At 63.2% G+C, this 22915-nt stretch carries 19 protein-coding genes; 11 read left to right on the top strand and 8 right to left on the bottom strand.

Going from position 1 to position 22915, the window contains the following annotated elements:
• Positions 1–141: 141 nt before the first annotated feature.
• Both lptE and leuS read right to left on the bottom strand, forming a co-directional pair.
• Positions 142–720, bottom strand: a complete 579-nt coding sequence (lptE, locus tag AC0L2U_RS11510) for an LPS assembly lipoprotein LptE (protein ID WP_127269446.1) — start codon at positions 718–720, stop codon at positions 142–144.
• On the bottom strand, positions 707–3331 hold the full coding sequence (gene leuS / locus AC0L2U_RS11505) for a leucine--tRNA ligase (protein ID WP_473601937.1): 2625 nt from the start codon (positions 3329–3331) through the stop codon (positions 707–709). Before leuS ends, lptE begins: the two co-directional genes overlap by 14 nt.
• A 155-nt stretch (positions 3332–3486) precedes the next feature.
• Here leuS and AC0L2U_RS11500 point away from each other — a divergent pair, with 155 nt between their 5' ends.
• The 3 genes from AC0L2U_RS11500 to AC0L2U_RS11490 all read left to right on the top strand — a co-directional run bounded on the left by AC0L2U_RS11500 (position 3487) and on the right by AC0L2U_RS11490 (position 6070).
• Positions 3487–4149, top strand: coding sequence for a YggS family pyridoxal phosphate-dependent enzyme (locus tag AC0L2U_RS11500; protein ID WP_127380712.1), 663 nt, complete (start codon positions 3487–3489; stop codon positions 4147–4149).
• 439 nt (positions 4150–4588) lie between these two features.
• Positions 4589–4843 (top strand): type II toxin-antitoxin system Phd/YefM family antitoxin, encoded by a 255-nt coding sequence (locus AC0L2U_RS11495; protein ID WP_127380713.1) that lies wholly within the window; start codon positions 4589–4591, stop codon positions 4841–4843.
• Positions 4844–5020: 177 nt separating this feature from the next.
• Complete coding sequence (locus AC0L2U_RS11490) at positions 5021–6070, top strand: aldo/keto reductase (protein ID WP_127808800.1); 1050 nt, start codon at positions 5021–5023, stop codon at positions 6068–6070.
• A 44-nt stretch (positions 6071–6114) separates the two neighbouring features.
• Here AC0L2U_RS11490 and AC0L2U_RS11485 read toward each other — a convergent pair whose 3' ends face one another.
• Complete coding sequence (locus AC0L2U_RS11485) at positions 6115–7023, bottom strand: LysR family transcriptional regulator (protein WP_128287923.1); 909 nt, start codon at positions 7021–7023, stop codon at positions 6115–6117.
• A gap of 119 nt (positions 7024–7142) precedes the next feature.
• Here AC0L2U_RS11485 and AC0L2U_RS11480 point away from each other — a divergent pair, with 119 nt between their 5' ends.
• Both AC0L2U_RS11480 and AC0L2U_RS11475 read left to right on the top strand, forming a co-directional pair.
• Positions 7143–8324: an MFS transporter gene (locus AC0L2U_RS11480; protein WP_473601936.1), complete on the top strand. Its 1182-nt coding sequence runs from the start codon at positions 7143–7145 to the stop codon at positions 8322–8324.
• 52 nt (positions 8325–8376) lie between these two features.
• Positions 8377–9411, top strand: a complete 1035-nt coding sequence (locus AC0L2U_RS11475; protein ID WP_292337247.1) for an aldo/keto reductase — start codon at positions 8377–8379, stop codon at positions 9409–9411.
• A gap of 241 nt (positions 9412–9652) precedes the next feature.
• Here the strand turns inward: AC0L2U_RS11475 and AC0L2U_RS11470 are convergent, their stop codons facing one another.
• Positions 9653–9925 (bottom strand): usg protein, encoded by a 273-nt coding sequence (locus AC0L2U_RS11470; RefSeq protein WP_013529022.1) that lies wholly within the window; start codon positions 9923–9925, stop codon positions 9653–9655.
• Positions 9926–10227: 302 nt separating this feature from the next.
• Here AC0L2U_RS11470 and acs point away from each other — a divergent pair, with 302 nt between their 5' ends.
• Entirely contained in the window at positions 10228–12183 is a 1956-nt protein-coding gene (acs, locus tag AC0L2U_RS11465; protein WP_127321111.1) for an acetate--CoA ligase, read from the top strand.
• A complete protein-coding gene (locus AC0L2U_RS11460) occupies positions 12183–12926 on the top strand; it encodes an MOSC domain-containing protein (RefSeq protein ID WP_292658130.1) in 744 nt (247 codons plus the stop codon). The genes acs and AC0L2U_RS11460 overlap by 1 nt, the downstream gene beginning before the upstream one ends.
• Before the next feature lies 1 nt (position 12927).
• On the opposite strand, the gene AC0L2U_RS11455 is transcribed toward AC0L2U_RS11460, so the two are convergent.
• The 3 genes from AC0L2U_RS11455 to AC0L2U_RS11445 all read right to left on the bottom strand — a co-directional run bounded on the left by AC0L2U_RS11455 (position 12928) and on the right by AC0L2U_RS11445 (position 17242).
• Entirely contained in the window at positions 12928–14196 is a 1269-nt protein-coding gene (locus tag AC0L2U_RS11455; RefSeq protein WP_127397484.1) for an SAM-dependent methyltransferase, read from the bottom strand.
• Positions 14197–14556: 360 nt separating this feature from the next.
• Positions 14557–16032, bottom strand: a complete 1476-nt coding sequence (locus AC0L2U_RS11450) for a TadE/TadG family type IV pilus assembly protein (RefSeq protein ID WP_473601935.1) — start codon at positions 16030–16032, stop codon at positions 14557–14559.
• A gap of 340 nt (positions 16033–16372) precedes the next feature.
• Positions 16373–17242 (bottom strand): transglutaminase-like domain-containing protein, encoded by an 870-nt coding sequence (locus AC0L2U_RS11445; protein ID WP_127397486.1) that lies wholly within the window; start codon positions 17240–17242, stop codon positions 16373–16375.
• A 171-nt stretch (positions 17243–17413) separates the two neighbouring features.
• On the opposite strand from AC0L2U_RS11445, the gene AC0L2U_RS11440 reads away from it, so the two are divergent.
• On the top strand, positions 17414–18079 hold the full coding sequence (locus AC0L2U_RS11440; protein WP_473601934.1) for an HAD-IA family hydrolase: 666 nt from the start codon (positions 17414–17416) through the stop codon (positions 18077–18079).
• A 7-nt stretch (positions 18080–18086) separates the two neighbouring features.
• Here AC0L2U_RS11440 and AC0L2U_RS11435 read toward each other — a convergent pair whose 3' ends face one another.
• The gene (locus tag AC0L2U_RS11435) at positions 18087–18308 is read right to left on the bottom strand and encodes a DUF1674 domain-containing protein (RefSeq protein ID WP_127382026.1); all 222 of its coding nucleotides are present in this window, start codon (positions 18306–18308) and stop codon (positions 18087–18089) included.
• A 119-nt stretch (positions 18309–18427) separates the two neighbouring features.
• Here AC0L2U_RS11435 and htpX point away from each other — a divergent pair, with 119 nt between their 5' ends.
• The 3 genes from htpX (at position 18428) to AC0L2U_RS11420 (ending at position 22702) form a co-directional block, all read left to right on the top strand.
• Positions 18428–19444 carry a zinc metalloprotease HtpX gene (gene htpX / locus AC0L2U_RS11430; RefSeq protein WP_127271031.1) on the top strand — a complete coding sequence of 339 codons (1017 nt, stop codon included), beginning with the start codon at positions 18428–18430 and terminating at the stop codon, positions 19442–19444.
• Complete coding sequence (locus tag AC0L2U_RS11425) at positions 19402–20829, top strand: RsmB/NOP family class I SAM-dependent RNA methyltransferase (protein ID WP_473601932.1); 1428 nt, start codon at positions 19402–19404, stop codon at positions 20827–20829. Before htpX ends, AC0L2U_RS11425 begins: the two co-directional genes overlap by 43 nt.
• 148 nt (positions 20830–20977) lie before the next feature.
• Complete coding sequence (locus tag AC0L2U_RS11420) at positions 20978–22702, top strand: heparinase II/III family protein (protein ID WP_127808790.1); 1725 nt, start codon at positions 20978–20980, stop codon at positions 22700–22702.
• Positions 22703–22915 lie beyond the last annotated feature (213 nt).

The following is a 22915-nucleotide window of genomic DNA, read 5'->3' as shown; positions in this document are numbered from 1 at the left end:
CGCCGTGCCGCAGCAGCTCGATGGGTATCTTCGGACAATCCCTGTTCGGAATCTGGCTCTGTTCGAGAATCTGGTCATGATCCCGCGATCACCCCATCATGCCTGGGGCGCCGGACCGTTTCCGTGAAGCGATGAGGTGCGCTACCCGGTCTTGCCGTGCCGGACAAGGTCCTGGGCAATGGACAGCTGCAGCGCTTCCGCCAACTCTCGCGCAGCGCGATTCTCGGCGTCGATCTGCGCCCGGTATGCGGCGAATTCCTGACGCGGCCTGTCGAAGGACGAGGTGATCGAACGCTTGCCGGATGCGATCACCACGCCGGTCTTCGCATCGGCCAGCGTATAGCTGCCGGTCAGCGTCACGGAACCGGCGGTCGGTTCGTCTTCATCCGTTCCGACCTGCACGAGTGCCGCGGACTCGACCGCTTCGGTCACGCCGAGATTGAGCGAATAGACCGGCGAGGCCGGCTCGCCGGCGCCTCGTCCAAACCCGAAAATCAGATTGTTGCGCACCTGTTGGCCGTAACGCGTATTGACCGGCTTGATGCCGATCAACGCCAGTTCGGCACTGGCACTGGCCTGCGAACCCGACAGTGGCGCGCTCGAATAGAGCGGCCGCACCGTGCAGGCCGAGACAAGCGCGAGCGAACCTATCAGGCCGGCAAGCGCAATGCGGCGCAGCAAATGGTTCAACTCTGTCTTTTCCCGATCAGGCAACGACATTGACGATCCTCTGCGGCACGATGATCACCTTGCGCGGAGCCTTACCTTCAAGTGCTTTCTGCACGAAGTCGAGAGCCAATACCGCTTTTTCGACCGCACCTTGGTCCGCGTCGCGGGCAATTGTCAAATCCCCCCGCTTCTTGCCGTTGACCTGTACCGGATAGGTGACTTCGTTGTCGACGACCAGCGCCGGATCGAAGACCGGCCAGGGCCGTTCGGCAACGAGATCGGTGCCGCCAAGCGTTGCCCAGCACTCCTCGGCCAGATGCGGCATGATCGGCGCGATCAGATGCACGAGAATCTCCACCGCCTGCCGACAGGCGCCTTTCAGCGCTGCGTCGGCCTTGCCTTCGGCCACTTCGTTGAGCGGCGTGGTCAGCGCGTTGGCCAGTTCGTAGATGCGGGCGATGGCGCGGTTGAAAGCGAGCTTCTCGATATCTTCTCCGACCGCCTTCAGGATCTTGTGCGCGGCCTTGGAAACCACCGCGGCCTCGCCGCTGCTGGCCGCTAAGGGCTTGATGCCGGCCAGTGTTTCGGCCGCCGTCGACACCAGGCGCCAGATGCGCTGGATGAAGCGATGCGCACCGGCAGCGCCATCGTCGGTCCACTCGACATCGCGCTCGGGAGGAGAATCGGACAGCATGAACCAGCGCGCCGTATCGGCGCCGTAGCCATCGGTGATGTCTTCCGGGCTCACCGTGTTCTTTTTCGATTTCGACATCTTTTCCAGCGGGCCGATGGTGACGGCCTCGCCGGTGGCGATGTCGATGGCGCTGCGCTTGCCGTCGACGTCCTCCAGCCGAACTTCGGTGGGCGCCAGCCAGCGGCCATTCGATGCCGAGCCGACGCGATAGGTTTCGTGCACCACCATGCCTTGCGTGAACAGGCCCTTGAACGGCTCGGCCAGATCGACATGGCCGGCCTCGCGCATGGCGCGGGTGAAGAAGCGCGAATAGAGCAGATGCAGGATCGCGTGCTCGATCCCGCCAATATACTGGTCGACCGGCAGCCATTCGTTGGCCGCCTTGGGATCGGTCGGTTCATGCGCCCACGGCGCGGTGAAGCGGGCAAAGTACCACGACGAATCGACGAACGTGTCCATCGTGTCGGTTTCGCGCCGCGCATCCCTGCCGCATTGCGGACATTTCACATGGCGCCATGTCGGATGCCGGTCGAGCGGATTGCCCGGGCGATCGAAATCGACATCGTCGGGCAGCTTCACCGGCAGGTCCACCTTCGGCACCGGCACCACGCCGCAAGCCTCGCAATGGATCATCGGGATCGGGCAGCCCCAGTAGCGCTGGCGCGAAATGCCCCAGTCGCGCAGGCGGAAATTCACCTTGCGCTCGGCCATCGGCCGGTTGCCGATGGTCTTCTGCTCCAGCAGTTTGGCGACTTCGTCGAAAGCCTGATCCGGCTTCATGCCGTCGAGAAAGCGCGAATTGATCATCACGCCGTCATCGACATAGGCTTCGTCGATGATCTGGAACGTCGCCGGATTCTCGCCTTCCGGCATCACCACCGGAATCACCGGCAGGCCGTATTTGTTGGCGAAGTCGAGGTCGCGCTGGTCGCCGGACGGACAGCCGAAAATGGCGCCGGTGCCGTATTCCATCAGCACGAAATTGGCGACATAGACCGGCAGCGTCCAGTTGTCGTCAAACGGATGGACGACGCGGAGGCCGGTGTCGAAACCCTTCTTCTCAGCTGTCTCCAGCGCCGCCACCGAGGTGCCCATATGGCCTATATCGTCGATGAACTTCGCCAGCGCCGGATTGTGCGCAGCGGCCTTCTTGGCCAACGGATGATCGGCGGCGACAGCCATGAAGGAAGCGCCGAAGATGGTGTCGGGCCTTGTCGTATAGACTTCCAGCTCATGCTCGCCATCAGAGGCGTCGGCCAGAGGCCAACGGATCAGCAGGCCTTCCGAGCGGCCGATCCAGTTCTGCTGCATCAGCTTCACTTTTTCCGGCCATTCGTCGAGGCCGTCGAGCGAATCCAGCAGATCCTGCGCGAAATCGGTGATCTTGAAGAACCACTGCGTCAGTTCGCGCTGTTCGACCAGCGCGCCCGAGCGCCAGCCGCGCCCGTCGATGACCTGCTCGTTGGCGAGCACCGTCATGTCCTCCGGATCCCAGTTGACCTTGGAGGATTTGCGCGTCACCAGCCCCTTCTCGACAAAATCGAGGAACAGCATCTGCTGGCGGTGGTAATAGTCGACGTCACAGGTGGCGAATTCGCGCGCCCAGTCCAGCGACAGCCCCATGACCTTGAGCTGCTCGCGCATGGTGGCGATGTTCTGGTAGGTCCACTCCTTGGGATGGACCTTGTTCTGCATCGCCGCGTTTTCGGCCGGCATGCCGAAGGCGTCCCAGCCCATCGGGTGCAGCACGTTGAAACCCTTGGCCCGCTTGTAGCGCGCCACCACGTCGCCCATCGTGTAATTGCGGGTATGACCGATATGGATGCGCCCCGACGGATAGGGGAACATCTCCAGCACATAGTATTTCGGGCGCGGATCGTCATTGTGCGCTTCGAACAGCTTCTTGGCGTCCCAGGCCTTCTGCCATTTGGGCTCTGACGCGCGCGGATTGTATCGTTCGGTTGCCATGGTACGTTTTTCACTTAAAAGCATGCGCGAACTGCGGGCGACGGCTCGGCAGTTCAGGGAATGTGGTCCGGGTGTTCACCATGGTTTGGCAAACCCGTCAACCATATGGGTATCGCGTCTGACAAAAACGCCGGTCAAAACAGCAGGATTTGCATATGGGCGATGCCGTTCAGCAGTTTTTCGCGGTCAAGGCGAAGATCGACGCCGCCGAGCGCGAGGCCGGCCGCGAAACCGGCGCCGTGACGCTGGTCGCAGTCTCAAAGACCTTTGACGCTGCCGACATCGGCCCGGTCATCGAGGCCGGCCAGCGCGTCTTCGGCGAAAACCGGGTGCAGGAGGCGCAAGCCAAATGGCCTGACCTGAAGGACGCATTTCCCGACATCGAACTGCATCTGATCGGCCCGCTGCAATCCAACAAGGCTAGGGAAGCGGTAGCGCTGTTCGACGTCATCGAGACGGTCGATCGCGAGAAGATCGCCGTCGAACTCGCCAAGGAGATCGCCAAACAGGGCCGTGCGCCAAAGCTCTATGTCCAGGTCAACACCGGCTCCGAGCCGCAGAAGGCAGGCATCGAGCCACGCGAGGCAGTGGCGTTCGTCACCCGCTGCCGCGAGGTGCATGGCCTCGCCATCGAGGGCCTGATGTGCATCCCGCCGGCCGACGAGAACCCCGGCCCCCACTTCGCCCTGCTGGAAAAGCTTGGGCATGAGGCCGGCGTCGCCAGACTGTCGATGGGCATGTCCGGCGATTATGAGACCGCGATCGCCTTCGGCGCCACCAGCGTCCGCGTCGGTTCGGCGATCTTCGGCAGCCGATAGTTCCGATGCACAGACCGGTCTCTAGTCGCTAAATTCCAACATATTCGATTGGCTGCAGGCCACCACACCTTCGTCATCCTAGGGCGGAGCGACGCGAAGCGGAGCGCAGACCCTAGGATCCATGCCGTGACGACAAGGAAAATGCAGCGGTGCAGAATTCTGTTCCGCTGCATTCTTCGGCAGATGTCGCGGCATGGATCCTCGGGTCTGCGCTGCGTCGCTGCGCTCCTTGCTCCGCCCGTGGATGACGACGAGAGAGATGTTTAGGCCAATCCCCGATGGTTTGCGATCTGCCGCCGAAAGAGGCTATAGATTCTCGCTGCCAATAGCTTCCAACCCATGTCCGGAACTGGCGAACACATCTGTTCGAGCGGAAACCCTGCCATGCTTCAACGGCATCTGGTATATGACTAGCGAAGCCATCTAGCGAGTAGTGCCCTTGAACTGGCATCTTAAGGACGCGAAGAACAATCTGTCGAAACTCGTACGGCAGGCGCGGGAACAAGGGCCACAAACCATCACGGTGCGCGGAAAGCCAACTGCTGTCGTACTCTCCCCCGAGGACTACGACCGACTGGTCGGCGCAACACCTTCGCTTGCGGAATATCTTCTCTCAGGTCCCGTGTGGGATGACGACTTCGTCGAGGAGGTCAATCGCCGCCCGAAGACGAAGATCCGAGTTATAGACTTATAATCCGCATACTCATGCGAACCTCGTTCGGTGAATGCAGCGGGCGCTTTTCTGATGGCGGCATTAGATGCGGTGAGGGGTTATAGGCCAACTCGGCGGGCTCGTTGAGCCAGCAATTGGAAACGAAACGTACCGTTCCTATTTGCTTTGCGTCATCACAAACTCTCTGGAGCCGCCATCATGCGCTACAACCAGCTTGGAAATACGGGGATGTTCGTCTCCGAACTGTGCCTCGGCACCATGACCTTCGGCGCCGCCGGTCAGAATGCCCAATGGGGCCTGATCGCCAGCCTCGACCAGAAGGGGGTCAACGAGATCGTTGCCCATTCGCTCGCCGCCGGCGTCAATTTCTTCGATACGGCCGACGTCTACTCCTTTGGCGAATCCGAACGGCTGCTCGGCCAGTCGCTCAGGGATCTCGGTGTGAACAGGCAGAACGTGGTCATCGCCACCAAGGCGCATGGCGCCATGGGCGAAGGCCCCAACCAGCGCGGCTCGTCACGCGGCCACATCATGGACTCGGTCGATGCCAGCTTGGAGCGGCTGCAGCTCGACCATATCGATCTTTACCAGCTGCACGGCACCGACACCGTGACGCCGATCGACGAAACGCTGCGGGCGCTCGACGATCTCGTTGCCAGCGGCAAGGTTCGCTATGTCGGCGTCTCCAACTGGGCGGCATGGCGCATCGCCAAGGCGCTCGGTATCGCCGAGCGCAAGGGCTTTGCCCGTTTCGAGACCGTCCAGTCCTATTATTCGATCGCCGGCCGCGACCTCGAGCGCGAGATCGTGCCGCTGCTCAACGAAGAGAAGCTCGGCCTGATGGTGTGGTCGCCGATGGCCGGTGGCCTGCTCTCCGGCAAATACGGCCCCGGCGCGCCCGGCAATGGCGAAGGCCGCCGCGCGTCCTTCAACTTCCCGCCGGTCAATGAGGACCGTGCCTGGGCGGCCGTTGCCGTCATGCGCGAAATCGCCAAAAAGCATGATGTCAGCGTCGCCACGGTGGCGCTCGGCTATGTCCTGGCCAAGCCCTTCGTGATGAGCGTCATCATCGGCGCCAGCCGCATGGAGCAGCTGGAGCAGAACCTTGCCGCGACTGAAGTGAAGCTCGACAGCGACGATCTGCTTCGTCTCGACGAGGTCAGCGCCCTGCCATCCGAATATCCCGGCTGGATGCTGGAGCGCCAGGCAGCGGGCCGCCGCCCCGCGCCGTTCATGCCGAAAGCATAAATACAGCCCACGCTGACATCCCGGGAGCCGTGGCTCCCGGGATGTCAGCTCAGCCGGACGCTCTCTCCCAGAAAATCGAGAAAGGCACGCACCCGCGCCGGCAGATGCCGGCCCTGGCCGACATAGACGGCGTGGGTGGGCTCCTCGTCGCCGGGATTGAATGCCTCCAGCAGCGGCACCAGCCGGCCGGCCGCGATGTCTTCCGCCACATGCCAGCGAGCCAGCCGGGCGATGCCCGCGCCGGCCAGCGCCATCAGCCGCATCGCCTCGCCATCGCTGACCAGCGTGTTGCCGGTGATGGGAACCATGATGGCGCGGCCGTCCGCGTCGAGGAACGGCCAGCCATCGAGATGCCTGACGAACCCGAAGCCCATGCGGTTATGCCTGTCGAGATCGGCTGGCGTCAGCGGCATGCCCTGCGTCTCGAGGTAGGAAGGTGCTGCAACGACCACCACAGGGCTTTGCCCGAGCTTGCGCGCCACCAGCCGTGACTCACTCAGCGGCCCGGCACGGATAGCGACATCGGCGCGTTCCGCCATCAGGTCGATGACGCTGTCGGTCAGCACCAGATCGACTGAAATCTCGGGGTAGCGTTCGAGGAAGCGTGGCAGAAGCGGGATCAGCCGGTGTACTCCGAAGGGCACGTAGCTGTTGACGCGCAGCCTTCCGCGCGGTGCCGCACCCGCCGCCGCCTCCTGCTCGGCCGCCGCCATGTCGGCGAGGATGCGCAGGCCGCTCTCGTAGAAAGCGGTGCCTTCCGGCGTCAGTTGCAGCTTTCGCGTCGAACGGCTGACCAGCCGCGCACCAAGCCGGGCCTCCAGCCGCGCGATCAGCTTGCTCACCGCTGAAGGCGTCATGCGCAACGCGCGTGCGGCGGAGGAAAAACTGCCGTCCTCGACGACGCGCACGAACACTTCGATCTCGCCGGAGCGATTGATATCGGGCCTGGCCATTTGTGAATCTATTTCACAGAAAATGTGCCCAAGGCAAGTCTGGTTCACAATGCAGGGAAGCACGATCTCAGGGGTCGGGGCGCGGGACGGCGCTCTTCGCCATCGAAGTGGAAATCGCCATGCCTCTTGCTCTCTACGCCCTTGCCGCCGGTGCCTTCGGCATCGGCGTCACCGAATTCGTCATCATGGGTCTGCTGCTCGATGTCAGCAAGGATCTCGGCGTTTCGATCACGGCCGCCGGCCAGCTCATTTCGGGCTATGCGCTCGGCGTCGTCATCGGCGCGCCCCTGCTGACCATCGCCACCGGCAACTGGCCACGCAAGACCGTGCTTCTGGCACTGATGGCGATCTTCACGCTTGGCAATCTCGCCTGTGCGCTGGCCCCCGATTACTGGACGCTGATGGGCGCCCGCATTATCACCGCCTTCGCCCACGGCACATTCTTTGGCGTCGGCTCTGTCGTCGCCACCGGGCTGGTCGCACCCAACAGACAAGCCTCGGCGATCGCGCTGATATTCACCGGTCTGACCATCGCCAACATCCTCGGCGTGCCCTTCGGCACCTGGCTCGGCCAGGCCTTCGGCTGGCGAGCGACCTTCTGGGCGGTGACATTGGTCGGCGTGGCGGCCTTCGCCGTCATCCTGGCTCTGGTGCCACGCAGCCGGGCGGCGTCCGAAAAGAGCGATCTGCGCGCCGATCTCGCCGTTTTGCGCCGCACGCCCGTCCTGCTCGGTCTTGCCACCACCGTGCTCGGCTATGCCGGTGTCTTCGCCGTCTTCACCTATATCGCGCCGCTGCTGACCGAGATAAGCGGCTTCCAGGAAGCGGCCGTGTCGCCGATCCTGCTCGTCTTCGGCGGCGGCCTCATTGCCGGCAATTTACTTGGCGGCAAGGTCGCCGATCGCTGGCTGGTGCCGGCCGTTCTCGGCAGTCTCGTGGTGCTGGCCCTGGTGCTCGCCACCATGAGCTTCGCCATCCACAGCCAGGTGATGACCGTCATCTATGTCGGCCTGCTCGGGGCCGCCGCCTTTGCCACCGTGGCGCCGCTGCAGATGTGGGTGCTGGACAAGGCGCAAGGTGCCGGCCAGAGCCTCGCCTCGTCCTTCAACATCGCCGCCTTCAATCTCGGCAATGCGGCAGGTGCCTGGCTTGGCGGTGCGGTGATTGCCCATGGCCTTGGCCTGGGCTCACTCACCTGGGTCGCCGCCCTGCTGCCGCTCGCGGCACTCGGCGTGGCGGGGCTGGCGCTGCGTCTCGATCGCACCGCCACGCTCGGCGAGCCTGCCTCCATCCGGTCGTGACCGTCCTCTGCAAACCCGCTTCCCACACCTTTCATTCCACAGGAGTAAAAAGATGGACTACCGACGTCTCGGTGCATCGGGCCTGAAAGTGCCCGCACTCTCATTCGGCGCGGGAACCTTTGGCGGCTCCGGCCCGCTGTTCGGCGCCTGGGGCAACAGCGACGCCAGGGAAGCGCGGCGGCTGATCGACATCTGCCTGGAGGCCGGCGTCAATCTGTTCGACACCGCCGACGTCTATTCGAACGGCGCCTCGGAAGAGGTGCTTGGCGAAGCGATAAAAGGCCGCCGCGATGCCGTTCTGATATCGACCAAGACCGCGCTGCCGATGGGCGACGGACCCGCTGACTATGGCTCTTCCCGGTCGCGGTTGATCAAGTCGGTGGACGCCGCACTGAAGCGCCTCGGCACTGACTATATCGACCTGTTGCAGCTGCACGCTTTCGATGCCGGGACGCCGATCGAGGAGGTCTTGTCGACGCTGGACGAACTCGTGCGCGCCGGCAAGCTGCGCTATGTCGGCGTCTCCAATTTCTCCGGCTGGCAAGTGATGAAGTCGCTGGCGCAAGCCGACAAGCACGGTTATCCGCGCTATGTCGCGCACCAGGTCTACTACTCGCTGGTCGGCCGCGACTACGAATGGGAGCTGATGCCGCTCGGCCTCGACCAGGGCGTCGGCGCGCTCGTGTGGAGCCCGCTCGGCTGGGGCCGCCTGACCGGCAAGATCCGCCGTGGCCAGCCCTTGCCGGAACAGAGCCGGCTGCACGACACAGCTGATTTCGGCCCGCCGGTCGAGGACGAGCATCTCTACCGGGTGATGGATGCGCTCGATGCGGTGGCGCAGGAGACCGGCAAAACCGTGCCGCAGATCGCCATCAACTGGCTGCTGCAGCGCCCGACCGTGTCGTCGGTCATCATTGGCGCCCGCAACGAGGAACAGCTTCGCCAGAACCTCGGCGCCGTCGGCTGGACCTTGACGCCGGAGCAGATCGGGAAACTCGACGCCGCAAGCGAAGTCACCGCGCCCTACCCGTACTTCCCGTATCGGCGGCAGGAAGGCTTTGCCCGGTTGAACCCGCCGGCTGTGTGAGCGCATCGGGTCGTCATGGCGCAAGGTTCGCGGGCCAGCGCCCCCCTCTGGCCTGCCGGCCATCTCCCCCTCAAGGGGGGAGATGGATGTCGCGGCGACTTTCGCCAATCTCAGGCGTAACAAGGGGCGGCGTTGTCGGCGGAGCTGCCAATCTCCCCACTTGAGGGGGAGATGTCCGGCAGGACAGAGGGGGGCGTCGTAGAACGCCGACCTCAAGAAGCCGTTGCTGCGAAACTCGCCCCTAATGCAGCACGAACTCCCCATCCACCTTGCGCCACTCATTCGGCGCGATCAGCTTCTGGTGGGTGTAGCTGATCGAATGCAGCGGCCCGTCCAGCTTGGCCTTCCAGAATTCGATGAACTTGATCAGCACCGGAAACTTCGGCGCCAGATCGTAGTCCTGCCAGATGAAGCTCTGCAGCAGATGCGGGTGATCGGGAAAGTGATAAAGAATCTTGGCCGTGGTCAAGCCATAGCCTTTGAGCATCAGGTCCATTTCGGCATGGTCGCGCATTACGGTCCCCAGGTTGATTCGCCTGTCCTCCCATGGCTGATTGTGCGCGCCGCTGATTAATCGTCTATTGATTTTTTCTTCATCTGAACCGGCTTTAGCATGCGAAAACATGCAGTTAGCAGCGCACTTGGCCGAGTGCTGACAGCCCCGGGGAAGCCCCCTGCGGCATCCCGCCGCGCGAATCCAACGGCTAATGTTGCCGTAACGGCGGAACTGGTAATAATGCCGCCGAATTCGCGGCCCTGTCGCCGCGATCCCGCCGGCATTTCAAGCCGGCGATTGGTTCGGGAGGAAAGTCAGGAATGTCCGAGGTTCATGTCCATCGCGTCCAGCCGGCGTGGAAGAAAAACGCGCTGATCGACAATGACACCTACCTGAAATGGTATGCCGACAGCGTCAAGAACCCGGACAAATTCTGGGGCAAGCACGGCAAGCGCATCGACTGGTTCAAGCCCTACAGCAAGGTCAAGAACACCTCTTTCGACGGCAAGGTCTCGATCAAATGGTTCGAGGACGGACTGACCAACGTTTCCTACAACTGCATCGACCGGCACCTGAAGAAGCGCGGCAACCAGACCGCCATCATCTGGGAAGGCGACAATCCCTACGATGACAAGAAGGTCACCTATAACGAGCTCTACGAGCATGTCTGCCGGCTCGCCAATGTGATGAAGAAACACGGCGTCAAGAAAGGCGACCGCGTGACCATCTACATGCCGATGATCCCGGAAGCCGCCTATGCGATGCTGGCCTGCACGCGTATCGGCGCCGTCCATTCGATCGTCTTCGGCGGTTTCTCGCCGGATGCGCTGGCCGGCCGCATCGACGACTGCAAGTCGACCTTCGTCATCACGGCCGATGAAGGCCTGCGCGGCGGCAAGCCGATCCCTTTGAAGGAAAACACCGACAAGGCGATCGAGATCGCCGCGAAAGCCGGGACGAAAGTCGAAAAGGTGGTGGTCGTGCGCCGCACCGGCGGCAAGACCGGCTGGGTTTCAGGCCGCGACGTCTGGTACCACGACGAGGTCGCGACGGTGAAAGCCGAATGCAAGCCCGAGAAGATGAAGGCCGAGGACCCGCTGTTCATCCTCTACACATCGGGTTCGACCGGCAAGCCGAAGGGCGTGCTGCACACCACCGCCGGCTATCTCGTCTACGTCTCGATGACCCACCAATATGTCTTCGATTACCATGACGGCGACATCTACTGGTGCACCGCCGATGTCGGCTGGGTCACCGGCCACAGCTACATCGTCTACGGCCCGCTCGCCAACGGCGCCACCACGCTGATGTTCGAAGGCGTGCCGAATTATCCGTCGCAGTCGCGCTTCTGGGAAGTCATCGACAAGCACAAGGTCAACATCTTCTACACCGCGCCGACGGCGCTGCGCGCGCTGATGGGCGCCGGCGACGCGCATGTCGCCAAGACATCGCGCAAGTCGCTGCGCGTACTGGGTTCGGTCGGCGAGCCGATCAATCCGGAAGCCTGGGAGTGGTATTTCAACATCGTCGGCAACGGCAAGGTGCCGATCGTCGACACCTGGTGGCAGACCGAGACCGGCGGCATCCTGATCACGCCGCTGCCCGGCGCCACCGACCTCAAGGCGGGATCGGCGACGCGGCCCTTCTTCGGCGTCAAGCCGCAGCTGGTCGACGGCGAGGGCAAGGTTCTGGAAGGGGCGGCCGACGGCAATCTGTGCATCACCGATTCCTGGCCGGGCCAGATGCGCACCGTCTATGGCGACCACGACCGCTTCGTGCAGACCTATTTTTCGACCTATAAGGGCAAGTATTTCACCGGTGACGGCTGCCGCCGTGACGCCGACGGCTATTACTGGATCACCGGCCGCGTCGACGACGTCATCAACGTCTCCGGCCATCGCATGGGCACGGCCGAGGTCGAATCCGCACTGGTCAGCCACGACAAGGTTTCGGAAGCCGCCGTCGTCGGCTATCCGCACGACATCAAGGGACAGGGCATCTATTGCTACGTCACGCTGATGGCCGGCGAGCAGCCGAGCGAGGAGCTGCGCAAGGAGCTGGTCGCCCATGTCCGCAAGGAGATCGGCGCCATCGCTTCGCCCGACAAGCTCCAGTTCGCGCCCGGCCTGCCGAAGACGCGTTCCGGCAAGATCATGCGCCGCATCCTGCGCAAGATTGCCGAGGACGATTTTTCCGCGCTCGGGGATACCTCGACGCTCGCCGATCCGGCCGTCGTCGATGATTTGGTCGCCAACCGGCAAAACAAGAAGAGCTGATGCAGGCAGCGCTTGGCATTGTCAGTGAGCTTTGGCGCTATCCGGCGAGTTCGCTTGCCGGCGAGCGTCGCGAAACAATCTCGGTCGATATCGAGAGCATCGAGGGCGACCGTATGTTCGGCCTTGTCGACAAGTCCGACAATGAGATCGCCCGACCGGACCGCGACGCGAAATGGCACAAGGTGCCGCGCATCCGCACCCGGCTGTCGCCTGCCCTGGAACTCGAGATTGCCGTTCCCGATAGCGACTGGCTGGCTGCGCCAAGTATCGAGAGCGACCGGGCGGTATCGGCCTATCTCGGCTTCGAGGCCTCGATCCGGCCGTTTCGCCGCGAGAATGCCGCGCCTGGTTATTCCGGCCCGCTGACGGCGGAGCGTTATCGCAAGGCGCCGATCCATCTGTTGACCACGGCTTCGCTGGCGCGCCTGAAGGCATTGCATCCGGAAGGCACCCCCGATCCGCGCCGTTTTCGTCCCAACATCGTCGTCGACATGGCGGCACTCGAAGGGTCGTTTCCGGAGACGGAATGGATCGGCCGCAAGCTGGCGATCGGCGACTTGGAGTTGACCATCTCCGAACCCTGCCGCCGCTGCGGTTTCACCATCATCGCCCAGGATGGCTTCGACCATGATCCGGCGATCCTGCGCAATCTGGTCCGCCATAACGCCCATAATCTCGGCGTCTATTGCACGGTCGACCGGCCGGCGCGCGTCGAAACCGGCGACGCGATGCGCTTCCTGTAAGCTATCGGTACAGATCCGCCCGCGTCGGCGGCAGGCCGCTTGGACCACGCGCGCGCTTGGTCACGACGGTCTGGAAAATCTGCGCCGAGGCGCGTTCGAAGGTGATCGAACAGCCCGTCAGGTAAAGCAGCCATAGCCGTGCCTTGGCTTCGCCCACCTCGGCGATTGCCTCGTCGAACCTTTCGTGCAGCCGCTCCGCCCACAGTCTGCAGGTGCGGGCATAGTGCTCGCGCAGGTTCTCGACATCGTAGACGAGAAAACCATGCGCCTCGAGATTACCTGTTGTCATGCCGATCGTGTCGAGTTCGCCGCCGGGGAAGATGTATTTGAGCAGCGCCTTGTACTCCGGCCCCTTGCGCAGCGTCTTCTTCAATTCGCCCTTGCTGCGCCGGGTGATGGCGTGGTGCAGATAGATGCCGCCCGGCTTCAGCAGGCGATGAATGGTCTTGAAATAGGTGGCGTGGTTGGCGAGCCCGAGATGTTCGAACATGCCGATCGACGAGATCTTGTCGAACGAGCCGGTGAGTTCGGCATAGGATTTGATCTCGATGGTGATGCGGTCCTCCAGCCCTTCGGCGCGGATGCGTTCGCGGGCAAGATCGGTCTGCGCCTGCGACAGCGAGACACCGTGGCCGATAACACCATAGTTCTTCGCGGCATGGATGAGCATCGCTCCCCAGCCACAGCCGATGTCGAGCAGTCGTTCGCCAGGCTTCAGCCGGAGCTTGCGACAGATATGGTCGAGCTTGTCGATCTGTGCTTGATCGATGCCATTGGCGAAATCCTTGAAGTAGCCGCAGCTGTAGACCATGCGCTCGTCGAGGAAGAGCCGGTAGAAGGCGTTCGAAATGTCGTAGTGATGCTGGATCGCCTCCTGGCTCGAACCGCTGACATAAGGATTGCGCCCCGACAGATCGGTCCGCGCCGTCATCTGCTTGCGCGCCAAAAGCACGGAAGGCAGGTCGCGCAGGATCGCCATTTTCGGCAGCGATTTGAGCTTGGTTCTGAGCTTGCCTTGCGATGGCAGGGCGTAGAAGTCGAAAATCGTCCCGTCTTCGATGTCGATCGTTTTGGAAATCCACATCTCGATCAGCGTCGACAGGGACGGTCGCTTCACGATCTGCCAGACGATGTCCTGGTCGTTGATGGTGAGCACCGGACCCGTGGCGGGGCCGATCCGCTCTCCGGTCCATAGCCTGACGGCAAATCCCGGTTTCAATGTTTCGATCACCGTTCGAACGATGCGAGCGGCCTTTTCGGCTGCCTCCATGCGATTCCTCCGAATGCCGACCCCCGGAGCGGAAGTTTGCCCGGCCTGCCTGGCAACCGCAAGCCGGCTCGCACCAGGCCCGCCCGTAGGCTAATTTCAGACCCGCACCTTGTCTTTTGCTGCAATGCACCCCATCATGAGTATGTGTTCAACAAATCGAAAGGAGGTGATCCGATGTCGAGTGATTTCGTTTTCCAGAACGTGGCCTCAGCGGATTGCACTTTCGGGAAGCAGTCTTCCCGTTAAGGCGCGAAATGCGCGGCAGGTGACCCGATAGGTCGCCGCCATGGGCCGCGCCACGGACGGAAACACGGAAGGCCGCCGGCTTCGAAAGAAGCGGCGGCCTTTTCCGTTTGCGGACTACTGGGTCAATGCGACCTTTTCGGTGTTGCGAATGATCTCCTGAAAGGCATCGTCCAATTCGGCTCCGGTGGACACGTCGAAGAAATGCCTCTTGGCGGCGGAGGTATCCTTCGACGAACAGTCCTTCAGCACCGCCTTTGCCTGATCCCGCTCGGTTGCCGACATGTCCTTGTCGTCCAGATCGAAGCCGATGGTGAAAATCTCGATGCCATCATTTTTCATGTTGTCGCACAACGTTTCGGCGTTGCCGCGCGCAAGGTTGCCCTGGCTGTTGTACCTGTCCCCAGCCCCGGCGAAGGCGGTATTGAACTGGCCATCGGTCATCAGGATCGCGACCTTGGCGATCTTCTTCGGATCGGCATCCGAGGCGCCTTTGCCGAGACCGGCGTTCCTGATTGCAGTGCGCCATTGCGGCGACAGCATATAATAGGTCCACTGAATGGCGATCGCGCCGGCCGTGTAGCCATCGGCCTGGAAGTCCTCGATCGATTCAAGCAATGCATCGGAGTCGGCGGTCAGCGGGATCACCTCCGCATCAGGGCACCTGTTCATACCTCCGCCGAGATGATCGTCCCGGTTGACCAGGGCATAGTATTTCTTGCCGTTCCTGTCGGTGCGAACAGTGTCTGGGCCATCGGCACTCATATCCGCGTTGCCGTTCTTGTCCTTGCGCTCGGTGGCGCAATTGTCGGGGCGTGGCATCGCCGCGCCGACAATGGAGATGTAGTCGCTGAAGGACGGCAGCAGATTTTTGCCCGTCTTGGCGACGAGAAGCGGACTGCCGGCGACGGGTGGCAGCTCAGAGCTGCCTTGCTTCTCGGCATAGAGGTTTTCCGCCAGCTTGCCGGCGTTGACGCCAGACGCGTAAGGCACAATCGCTACGCGGATGCGGGGGTTCTGCGGATCCTGCTTCTGCAGCATCGTCAGAACAGCATTTTTTCCAGCAGCTTTCAGATCGCCGATCTTGTCGACCTTGCCGCGCTTGGCCATCGATCCCGTTATGTCCAGCATCATCGCCACTTCGACGGTCTTGTCCGAATAGAGCGCCGTTGTGGAAGCGGTGACGCGTTTCATGTCGCCCGTGCCAAAAATCGGAAAGTACAGCGCGACATCGATATGGGCGTCGGCCTGAACCGTCTTGGCAGTCCTGTTGACGATCAGCCTGTCGAGCACGATCTGGTCGGCCTGCAGAATGCCTGCTTGGCTGTTGGCGTCGAGAAAGGCCTGCACCGAATTGTCGGCATCGGCTTCCTTGATGACGCCGGTCGTCAGGTCGCGTGCCGTCGACGTGACCGCGGCGTCGACCACGCCTTGGAGGCTCGATCTGGCATTGTAGAGCTGCGATACGTTGACCGAGAAGCCCGCTGCCAGCGCCAAGACCGAGGCGCTAAGGCCGAACAGGACCGCGAAATTTCCACCGCGATCCCTGGCGAAGCCGCCGACCGCGTGAACAAGACCCCCGTAATTCCGCATCCTACAGCCTCCACTCGCCTCGGCCTCGTCGCCGCGGAAAGGGCAATGCAGGATTCCCGCCGGATGTCGCCTTGGCCTGGCGGAGAGCTCGCCTTCCAACAGCAAGTCGTTGTTTTTGTTGAGTTTTGGAACCCGCAAAGGTGAACGGTTGGTAAACGGGAACGCGCCGTGGCGCTCGCGTTTACCGGCCGCTTACCATGATCTGGCCCAAGGCATCGCGACGCCATCGACGGCGTCCTGTTGCGGCACAAGCTCACTGTGCCGAAGCGGACCATGTGTCCCGAAAGTTGCGCCTGGAAAGAACCTCGCTGCCACCCTGTCGCATCGGTAGGCGTCGCGATTACGCCAGCATCTGTGCGCTGACGGTCCTGTCGATGCCGTGGTAGGGCGGGTTGAACAGATTGCCTTCCTGTTCATAGGTCCACACCTTGAACAGGCTGAGCCGGTGGGGGCCGAAACTGTGCAGCAGCGGCACGTCGGTGGCGTCGCGGCCGCGGGCGATGACGATACGGCCGATTCTGGGCGTGTTGTGGCGAGGATCGAACGTGTACCATTTGCCGTCGAGGAACACTTCCAGCCACGCCGAGAAGTCCATCGGCGCCGGATCGGCTGGCACGCCGATATCGCCGAGATAGCCGTTCACGTAGCGTGCCGGAATATTCATGCAGCGGCAAAGCGCGATCGCCAGATGGGCGAAGTCACGGCAGACCCCGACGCGCTCCTCATGCGCCTGCGCCGCGGTGCGGGTCGAGCGCGCATAGCCATAGCCGAACGACAGCCGGTTGTGGACATAGTCGACGATCGCCTGCACGCGCGCCCAGCCGGACGGGATGTCACCGAAGAGCTGCCAGGCCAGGCTGCTCAGATGATCCGTCTCGCAATAGCGGCTGCCCAGGAGATAACCGAGAACTTCGTCGGGCAGATCCGCCACCGGCACTTCCCTGGCCAGGGTGTTTACCTCGTCCGTCTCGCCGCTGTCCTCTACGACCGCGTCGTACAGGATGCGAAAACCACCGGCGGGCGCTGTGAAGCGCCGGCAGGCATTGCCATGCAGATCGTGGTACAGTCTTGTCGGCACCGCGGGCGAGGTCAGCACCCGCGTCTGCCGCTTGATGTCGCCCTGCCTGTCCCGATGGATCTCGAGCACTGAAATCACCGGCGTGGCGGCTACGCATTCGATGGCGATTTCGTAGCCGAGCCGGATCAGCACCGTTGGTCTCCCTTCGATCGTTGTTGTGAGAAGCAGTCCTTCCCAAACGCCCGGAGGATATCGTGGTTCCCTGGGCCGATCGAAAAGCACGCCCCCGTGTCTTCCCCTGCCGCAGTCGAGACGTTAGGTTCGGCCACCCGACCAAGCGCCTCCCCGGACTCAAGGAAAATCATGTATTCAGGCAGAAAATTCGCGGCCTTCCTCTTCGACATGGACGGCACGCTCATCAATTCCATCGCCTCGGCGGAACGGGTGTGGAGCAATTGGGCTCTCCGCCAGGGGCTCGACGTCGCCGCCTTCCTGCCGACGATCCATGGCGTGCGCGCGATCGAGACCATCACCGGCCTGGCACTGCCGGGCGTCGACCCGGCATACGAGGCTGATCTGCTGCTGAAGGCCGAGGCGGCCGATCTCGATGGCATTATCCAGATCTCAGGCGCCGTGGCATTTCTCGATTCGCTGCCGCCCGAACGCTGGGCGATCGTAACCTCCGCCCCACGTGAGCTGGCGCTGTTGCGCATGAAGGCCGCCGGCATCCCCGTCCCGGCCATCATCGTCGCGGCGGAAGATGTCTCCCGCGGCAAGCCGGCGCCCGATTGCTTCCGGCTTGGCGCGGAACGGCTCGGCTTCGACGCGCGCGATTGCCTCGTCTTCGAGGATGCTCCAGCTGGCATCGCGGCAGCCGAAGCGGCGGACGCGGCGGTCATGGTCATCAGCGCCACGCACAAGCACCCCTTGCCAACGCAACATGCCGCGATCGCAGGCTACGACATGGTCGGCATCACCGTCGACGAGCGTGGCTGGATCGCGCTCGAGCCGCAGCGCAACGCCGCCTAGGCGGCATCTAGAAATCGCTGGTGAGGCCCTTTACCTCCCAGTCGCCGTAGCGCCCTGGCTCCTTGCCGCCGCGGCCGCCGATCTCCTTCGGCAGCGCGGCCTCCTTTTCGCGGTAGTCTTCCCGCCGCGCTGCGGCCTCGGCCAACGCACGGCGTGCGGCCGGCGTTAGCTCTCTCTGCGATGCCGCTTCGGCAGAAGCGGCGCCTGTTTTACTGATTTCGTCGGTCATGCGATAATCTCGGCAGATTGAGCCCAGTCAATTGAAACAGGAACTGGCGTTTCCCATCATATAGCCATGAACGCACGACGATCGACCCCTTTTCGGTGCCATTTCGACAGGAGCAGACGATGAACACCATCCGCACCGCCATGCTTCTTGCCGCGATGACGGCGCTGTTCATGGGCGTCGGCTTTTTGATCGGCGGAACCGGCGGCATGATGATCGCCTTCCTGTTCGCGGCCGGCACCAATCTGTTCAGCTACTGGAATGCCGACAAGATGGTGCTGTCGATGAACCGTGCCGTCGAGGTCGACGAAAGGAACGCGCCCGAATATTACGCCATCGTCCAGGCAATGGCCAAACAGGCCGGCCTGCCGATGCCGAAGACCTATCTGATCGACAACCCGCAGCCGAACGCCTTTGCCACCGGCCGCAACCCGCAGAACGCGGCGGTTGCTGCCTCCACCGGCCTGTTGCAAGCGCTGACGCCTGAAGAGGTCGCAGCCGTCATGGCGCACGAGCTCGCCCATGTGCAGCACCGCGACACGCTCACCATGACGATCGTCGCCACCTTTGCCGGTGCCATCTCGATGCTCGGCAATTTCGCCTTCTTTTTCAGTGGCAATCGCGACAACAATCCATTCGGCTTTGTCGGCGTGCTGGCGGCGATGATCGTAGCGCCCTTTGCCGCGATGGTCGTGCAGATGGCGGTCAGCCGCACCCGCGAATACGAGGCCGACCGGCGTGGCGCTGAAATCTGTGGACACCCACTCTGGCTGGCATCGGCGCTTGACAAGATCGCCCGCGGCGCCGAACGCATCCGCAACCCCGATGCCGAGCGCAATCCCGCGACCGCGCATCTCTTCATCATCAATCCCCTTCACGGCGAGCGCATGGACAGCCTGTTCTCCACCCACCCCGCCACTGAGAACCGCATCGCAGCCTTGCAGGCGATGGCGCAGCAGATGCAAGGCGAAACCCAGGCCGCCCCGCGCCAGGCATCGACGCCACGGCAGGCAGATCAACCGCGGCCATCCGGCCCGTGGGGCGAGGCAGCGCAGCCCGAGCAGCCGGCGGAGCCCGCCAAGCCCAAATCCAACCCATGGGGTCGCAATCCGACCGGGCCCAAGGGCCGGTGGTCGTGAGCGTGGCGGACAGAGGACCACGACGCACGGTTTCAGGTGATCAGGAACACAGGGACGGCGGCGACTTCGTTGCCGGCCTCGCCGCACGCAAGGCAGCGGCGCGCCTGCTTGCCGCCGTCATCGACGCCAGGACCCCGCTTGATGGGCTGACCGATCACGAAAACGGCCACCCGCAATACAAGGCGCTCGACTTGCGCGATCGCGGCCTGGTCCGCGCCATCCTGGTCACCGCGCTGCGCTACCGCATGACCATATCGGGGCTGCTGGCGCGGCGCCTGGAAAAACCGCTGCCGCCCAACGCCACCGCTTTGTCGCACATATTGCATGTGGCCGCAGCCCAGATCCTGTTCCTCGAGATTCCCGACAGCGCCGCCGTCGACATTGCGGTGACCCATGCCAAATCCGATCCGCGCACGGTGCGCTTCTCCGGCCTCGTCAATGGTGTGCTGCGCACACTGGCACGTGCCAAGGAAACAGAATTGCCTGCCGCCCTTGCCGCCACCGACGAAGCGCCCAAATGGTTTTCCGATCGGCTGAAGACCACCTACGGCAACGAGAAGGCCGGACAGATCCTCGAAGCGCATCGCGTTGAGGCGCCGGTCGACTTCTCGGTCAAGGCCGATCCCGGTCTCTGGGCCGAAAAACTCGGCGGCATCGTCCTGCCGACCGGCACGGTGCGGGTCGAGAATCTTGTCGGTCCTGTCACTGAATTGCCTGGCTTTGCCGAGGGCGCCTGGTGGGTCCAGGACGCCGCGGCCAGCCTGCCCGCCCGGCTGTTCGGCGATGTCACGGGATTGCGGGTTGCCGATCTCTGCGCCGCGCCCGGCGGCAAGACCGCGCAGCTGATCGTTGCCGGCGCGAAGGTCACCGCCGTCGACACCTCGAAGAACCGGCTCGTGCGGCTGACGCAGAATCTCGACCGTCTCGGCCTATCCGCCGAAATCGTTCAGGCCGACCTGCTCAAATACGAGCCGAAGGACTTGTTCGACGCCGTGCTCCTCGACGCGCCCTGCTCATCGACCGGCACGGTGCGGCGGCATCCCGACGTGCCATGGACCAAGACTTCGGCCGATGTCGAAAAACTGGCCGACCTGCAACGCAGGCTGCTCGCCCGCGCCGTCACGCTGGTGAAGCCCGGCGGCAGGATCGTCTTTTCCAACTGTTCGCTCGATCCGCTCGAAGGCGAGGATCTCTATCACGCCTTTCTGGCCGGCACGCCTGAAGTCGCCAACGATCCGCTGCGGCAAGGCGAGATCGCCGGCATCGATCCGTTCCTGACGCCGCAAGGCACGCTGCGCACCACGCCCGCCGACCTGGAGCTCGGCGCGCCGGAACGCTCGGGCCTCGACGGTTTCTTCGCCGCTCGCATGCGGCGAGCCGGCTAGCGATTGAATTGCCCGGATTTACTGACTTTTAGGGGTAGGATCGGGGGCAAAGCCAGGTGAACCGGCGTGGGGTCGTGGAATTCGCCTTCGCACGAATCGTGCAATCATGTAGACTCGGCGCCGGGGTAGAGGACGATCAGGAGGGGTTTTGGCACTTGCTGCCAGCAGCACGACGCGTCTGTGGACGCTTGTCGCGAAGGAGTTCTGGCGCAAAACGCGCCGGCGCCTGCGCGCCGGGCCTGTCTATCGCTGGCGCTATTCCGGCCGCACGCCGGAACGTGTGCTGATCGCACCGCCGGACCTGCGCCTCGCCGACCCGCAGATCGCGCTCGAGATCTATTACGGCCGCTATCCCCTGTCGGGGCATCTCGTCGAGACAGGCGGCAAGTCGCCTTTCCAGATCAGCGTGCCCAATCACGGCTGGCAGAAGACGCTGCACGGCTTTCGCTGGCTGCGCCATATGCGCGCCGCCGGCACCGAGCTTGCCGCCGCCAATGCCCGCGCCCTGGTCTCCGATTGGATCACCATGCATGGCAGCCATATTTCCGGCATCGCCTGGGAGCCCGGCACGACGGCCAAGCGCATCATCGCCTGGTTGCAGCACTCCTCGGTCGTATTGCAGGGCGCCGAGTTCCCTTTCTACCGCGCCTTCCTGAAATCGGTAGCCATCCAGATCCGCTACCTCAGGTCGATGGCGCGCGAAATGCCCGACGGCAAGGACAGGCTGCGGGCTCGCATCGCGCTCGCCTTCGCTGCCTTGTCCCTGCCGGCGCCGGCATCGGCCCTGCGTGGCGCGACCCGCAATCTTGCCGAGGAACTCGACCGCCAGATCCTCGCCGATGGCGGGCACATTTCGCGCAATCCAATGGTCGTCCTGGAAATCCTCGCCGACCTTCTGCCGCTGCGCCAGACCTATGCCAACCAGGCGGAAACGCCGCCGCAGGCGCTGATCGGCGCCATCGACCGCATGCTGCCGGCGCTGCGCTTCTTTCGCCATCAGGATGGCAGCCTCGCCCGCTTCAACGGCATGGGCGCCACCATCCACGACCGCATCGCCACCATTCTGCGCCACGACGACACCGCCGGCGCGCCGCTGCTGCATGCGCCGCATTCCGGCTATGAGCGCCTGTCGATGGGCGGCACCACAGTCATCGCCGACACCGGCCCGCCGCCGCCGGTCGATGTGTCCAACGCCGCACACGCCAGCTGCCTTGCCTTCGAACTATCGTCCGGCCGCCAGCACTACATCGTCAATGCCGGTATCGACACCTATGGCGCGGCTGAATTCCGGCCGCTGGCGCGCGCCACCGCCGCGCACTCGACCGCCACCATCAACGACACCTCGTCGGCGCGCTTCAGCCATTCGCTGCGTGTCAACGACCTGCTCGGTTCCCCGCTGATCGGCGGCCCGCAGCACGTGCAGTGCAAGCGCACCGACCAGAAGGGCATTCAGGGCTTCATCGCCCGTCATGACGGCTATGTCCCGCGCTTCGGCTTCCTGCATGAGCGCGAGCTGAAGCTGTCGTCGAACGGCAACGTGCTGGCCGGCCGCGACCGCTTCCAGCGGCCCGGCAATACCGCGATCCGCAACAATGGCCGCGACTTCGTCACCGTCCGCTTCCATGTCCACCCCGACATCAACCTTTTGCAGGACGAGCATGACCGCCTGGTGCTGGCCGCCGATCAGGCCGATACCTGGGTGTTCACAGCAGCCGAAGTGGTGCCGGAAGTCGATGAATCGATCTATTTCGCCGGTCTTGGCGGCCCGCGCCGCAGCCGCCAGATCGTGCTTGCCTTCAAAGCCTCGGAAATCGCCGAAGTCCACTGGCAGCTGACGCGCACCAGCATCGCCGGTCATCCGGAAAACAACTGATCCTCCTGGCAGGGCTTCCAACGCAGGTTAACAGAAGGCCTGAGGACAACCAGTTCGGCAGCATCGGCAGCTTTCGTCGGCAGCGATAGGAATTTTTTCTTGACTCGGTGACCTCAGCTATGGTACAAATTCGCCCATGGTGCTGATTTGCGCCAGTGACCCGCCACACAGGCGGGTTTTTCGTTTTAATACGGATTCATTGCCTTGCCCCAC

Source organism: Mesorhizobium sp. WSM4808, assembly GCF_055811675.1.
Note: the sequence above shows the minus strand (reverse complement) of the source record. Positions and strands in the feature narration are given on the sequence as shown.

Coding starts and splice junctions, on each gene's coding strand:
- lptE (WP_127269446.1), bottom strand. CDS start 720: ATGTCGTTGCCTGATCGGGAAAAGACAGAGTTGAACCATTTGCTGCGC.
- leuS (WP_473601937.1), bottom strand. CDS start 3,331: ATGGCAACCGAACGATACAATCCGCGCGCGTCAGAGCCCAAATGGCAG.
- AC0L2U_RS11500 (WP_127380712.1), top strand. CDS start 3,487: ATGGGCGATGCCGTTCAGCAGTTTTTCGCGGTCAAGGCGAAGATCGAC.
- AC0L2U_RS11490 (WP_127808800.1), top strand. CDS start 5,021: ATGCGCTACAACCAGCTTGGAAATACGGGGATGTTCGTCTCCGAACTG.
- AC0L2U_RS11485 (WP_128287923.1), bottom strand. CDS start 7,023: ATGGCCAGGCCCGATATCAATCGCTCCGGCGAGATCGAAGTGTTCGTG.
- AC0L2U_RS11480 (WP_473601936.1), top strand. CDS start 7,143: ATGCCTCTTGCTCTCTACGCCCTTGCCGCCGGTGCCTTCGGCATCGGC.
- AC0L2U_RS11475 (WP_292337247.1), top strand. CDS start 8,377: ATGGACTACCGACGTCTCGGTGCATCGGGCCTGAAAGTGCCCGCACTC.
- AC0L2U_RS11470 (WP_013529022.1), bottom strand. CDS start 9,925: ATGCGCGACCATGCCGAAATGGACCTGATGCTCAAAGGCTATGGCTTG.
- acs (WP_127321111.1), top strand. CDS start 10,228: ATGTCCGAGGTTCATGTCCATCGCGTCCAGCCGGCGTGGAAGAAAAAC.
- AC0L2U_RS11460 (WP_292658130.1), top strand. CDS start 12,183: ATGCAGGCAGCGCTTGGCATTGTCAGTGAGCTTTGGCGCTATCCGGCG.
- AC0L2U_RS11455 (WP_127397484.1), bottom strand. CDS start 14,196: ATGGAGGCAGCCGAAAAGGCCGCTCGCATCGTTCGAACGGTGATCGAA.
- AC0L2U_RS11450 (WP_473601935.1), bottom strand. CDS start 16,032: ATGCGGAATTACGGGGGTCTTGTTCACGCGGTCGGCGGCTTCGCCAGG.
- AC0L2U_RS11440 (WP_473601934.1), top strand. CDS start 17,414: ATGTATTCAGGCAGAAAATTCGCGGCCTTCCTCTTCGACATGGACGGC.
- AC0L2U_RS11435 (WP_127382026.1), bottom strand. CDS start 18,308: ATGACCGACGAAATCAGTAAAACAGGCGCCGCTTCTGCCGAAGCGGCA.
- htpX (WP_127271031.1), top strand. CDS start 18,428: ATGAACACCATCCGCACCGCCATGCTTCTTGCCGCGATGACGGCGCTG.
- AC0L2U_RS11425 (WP_473601932.1), top strand. CDS start 19,402: ATGGGGTCGCAATCCGACCGGGCCCAAGGGCCGGTGGTCGTGAGCGTG.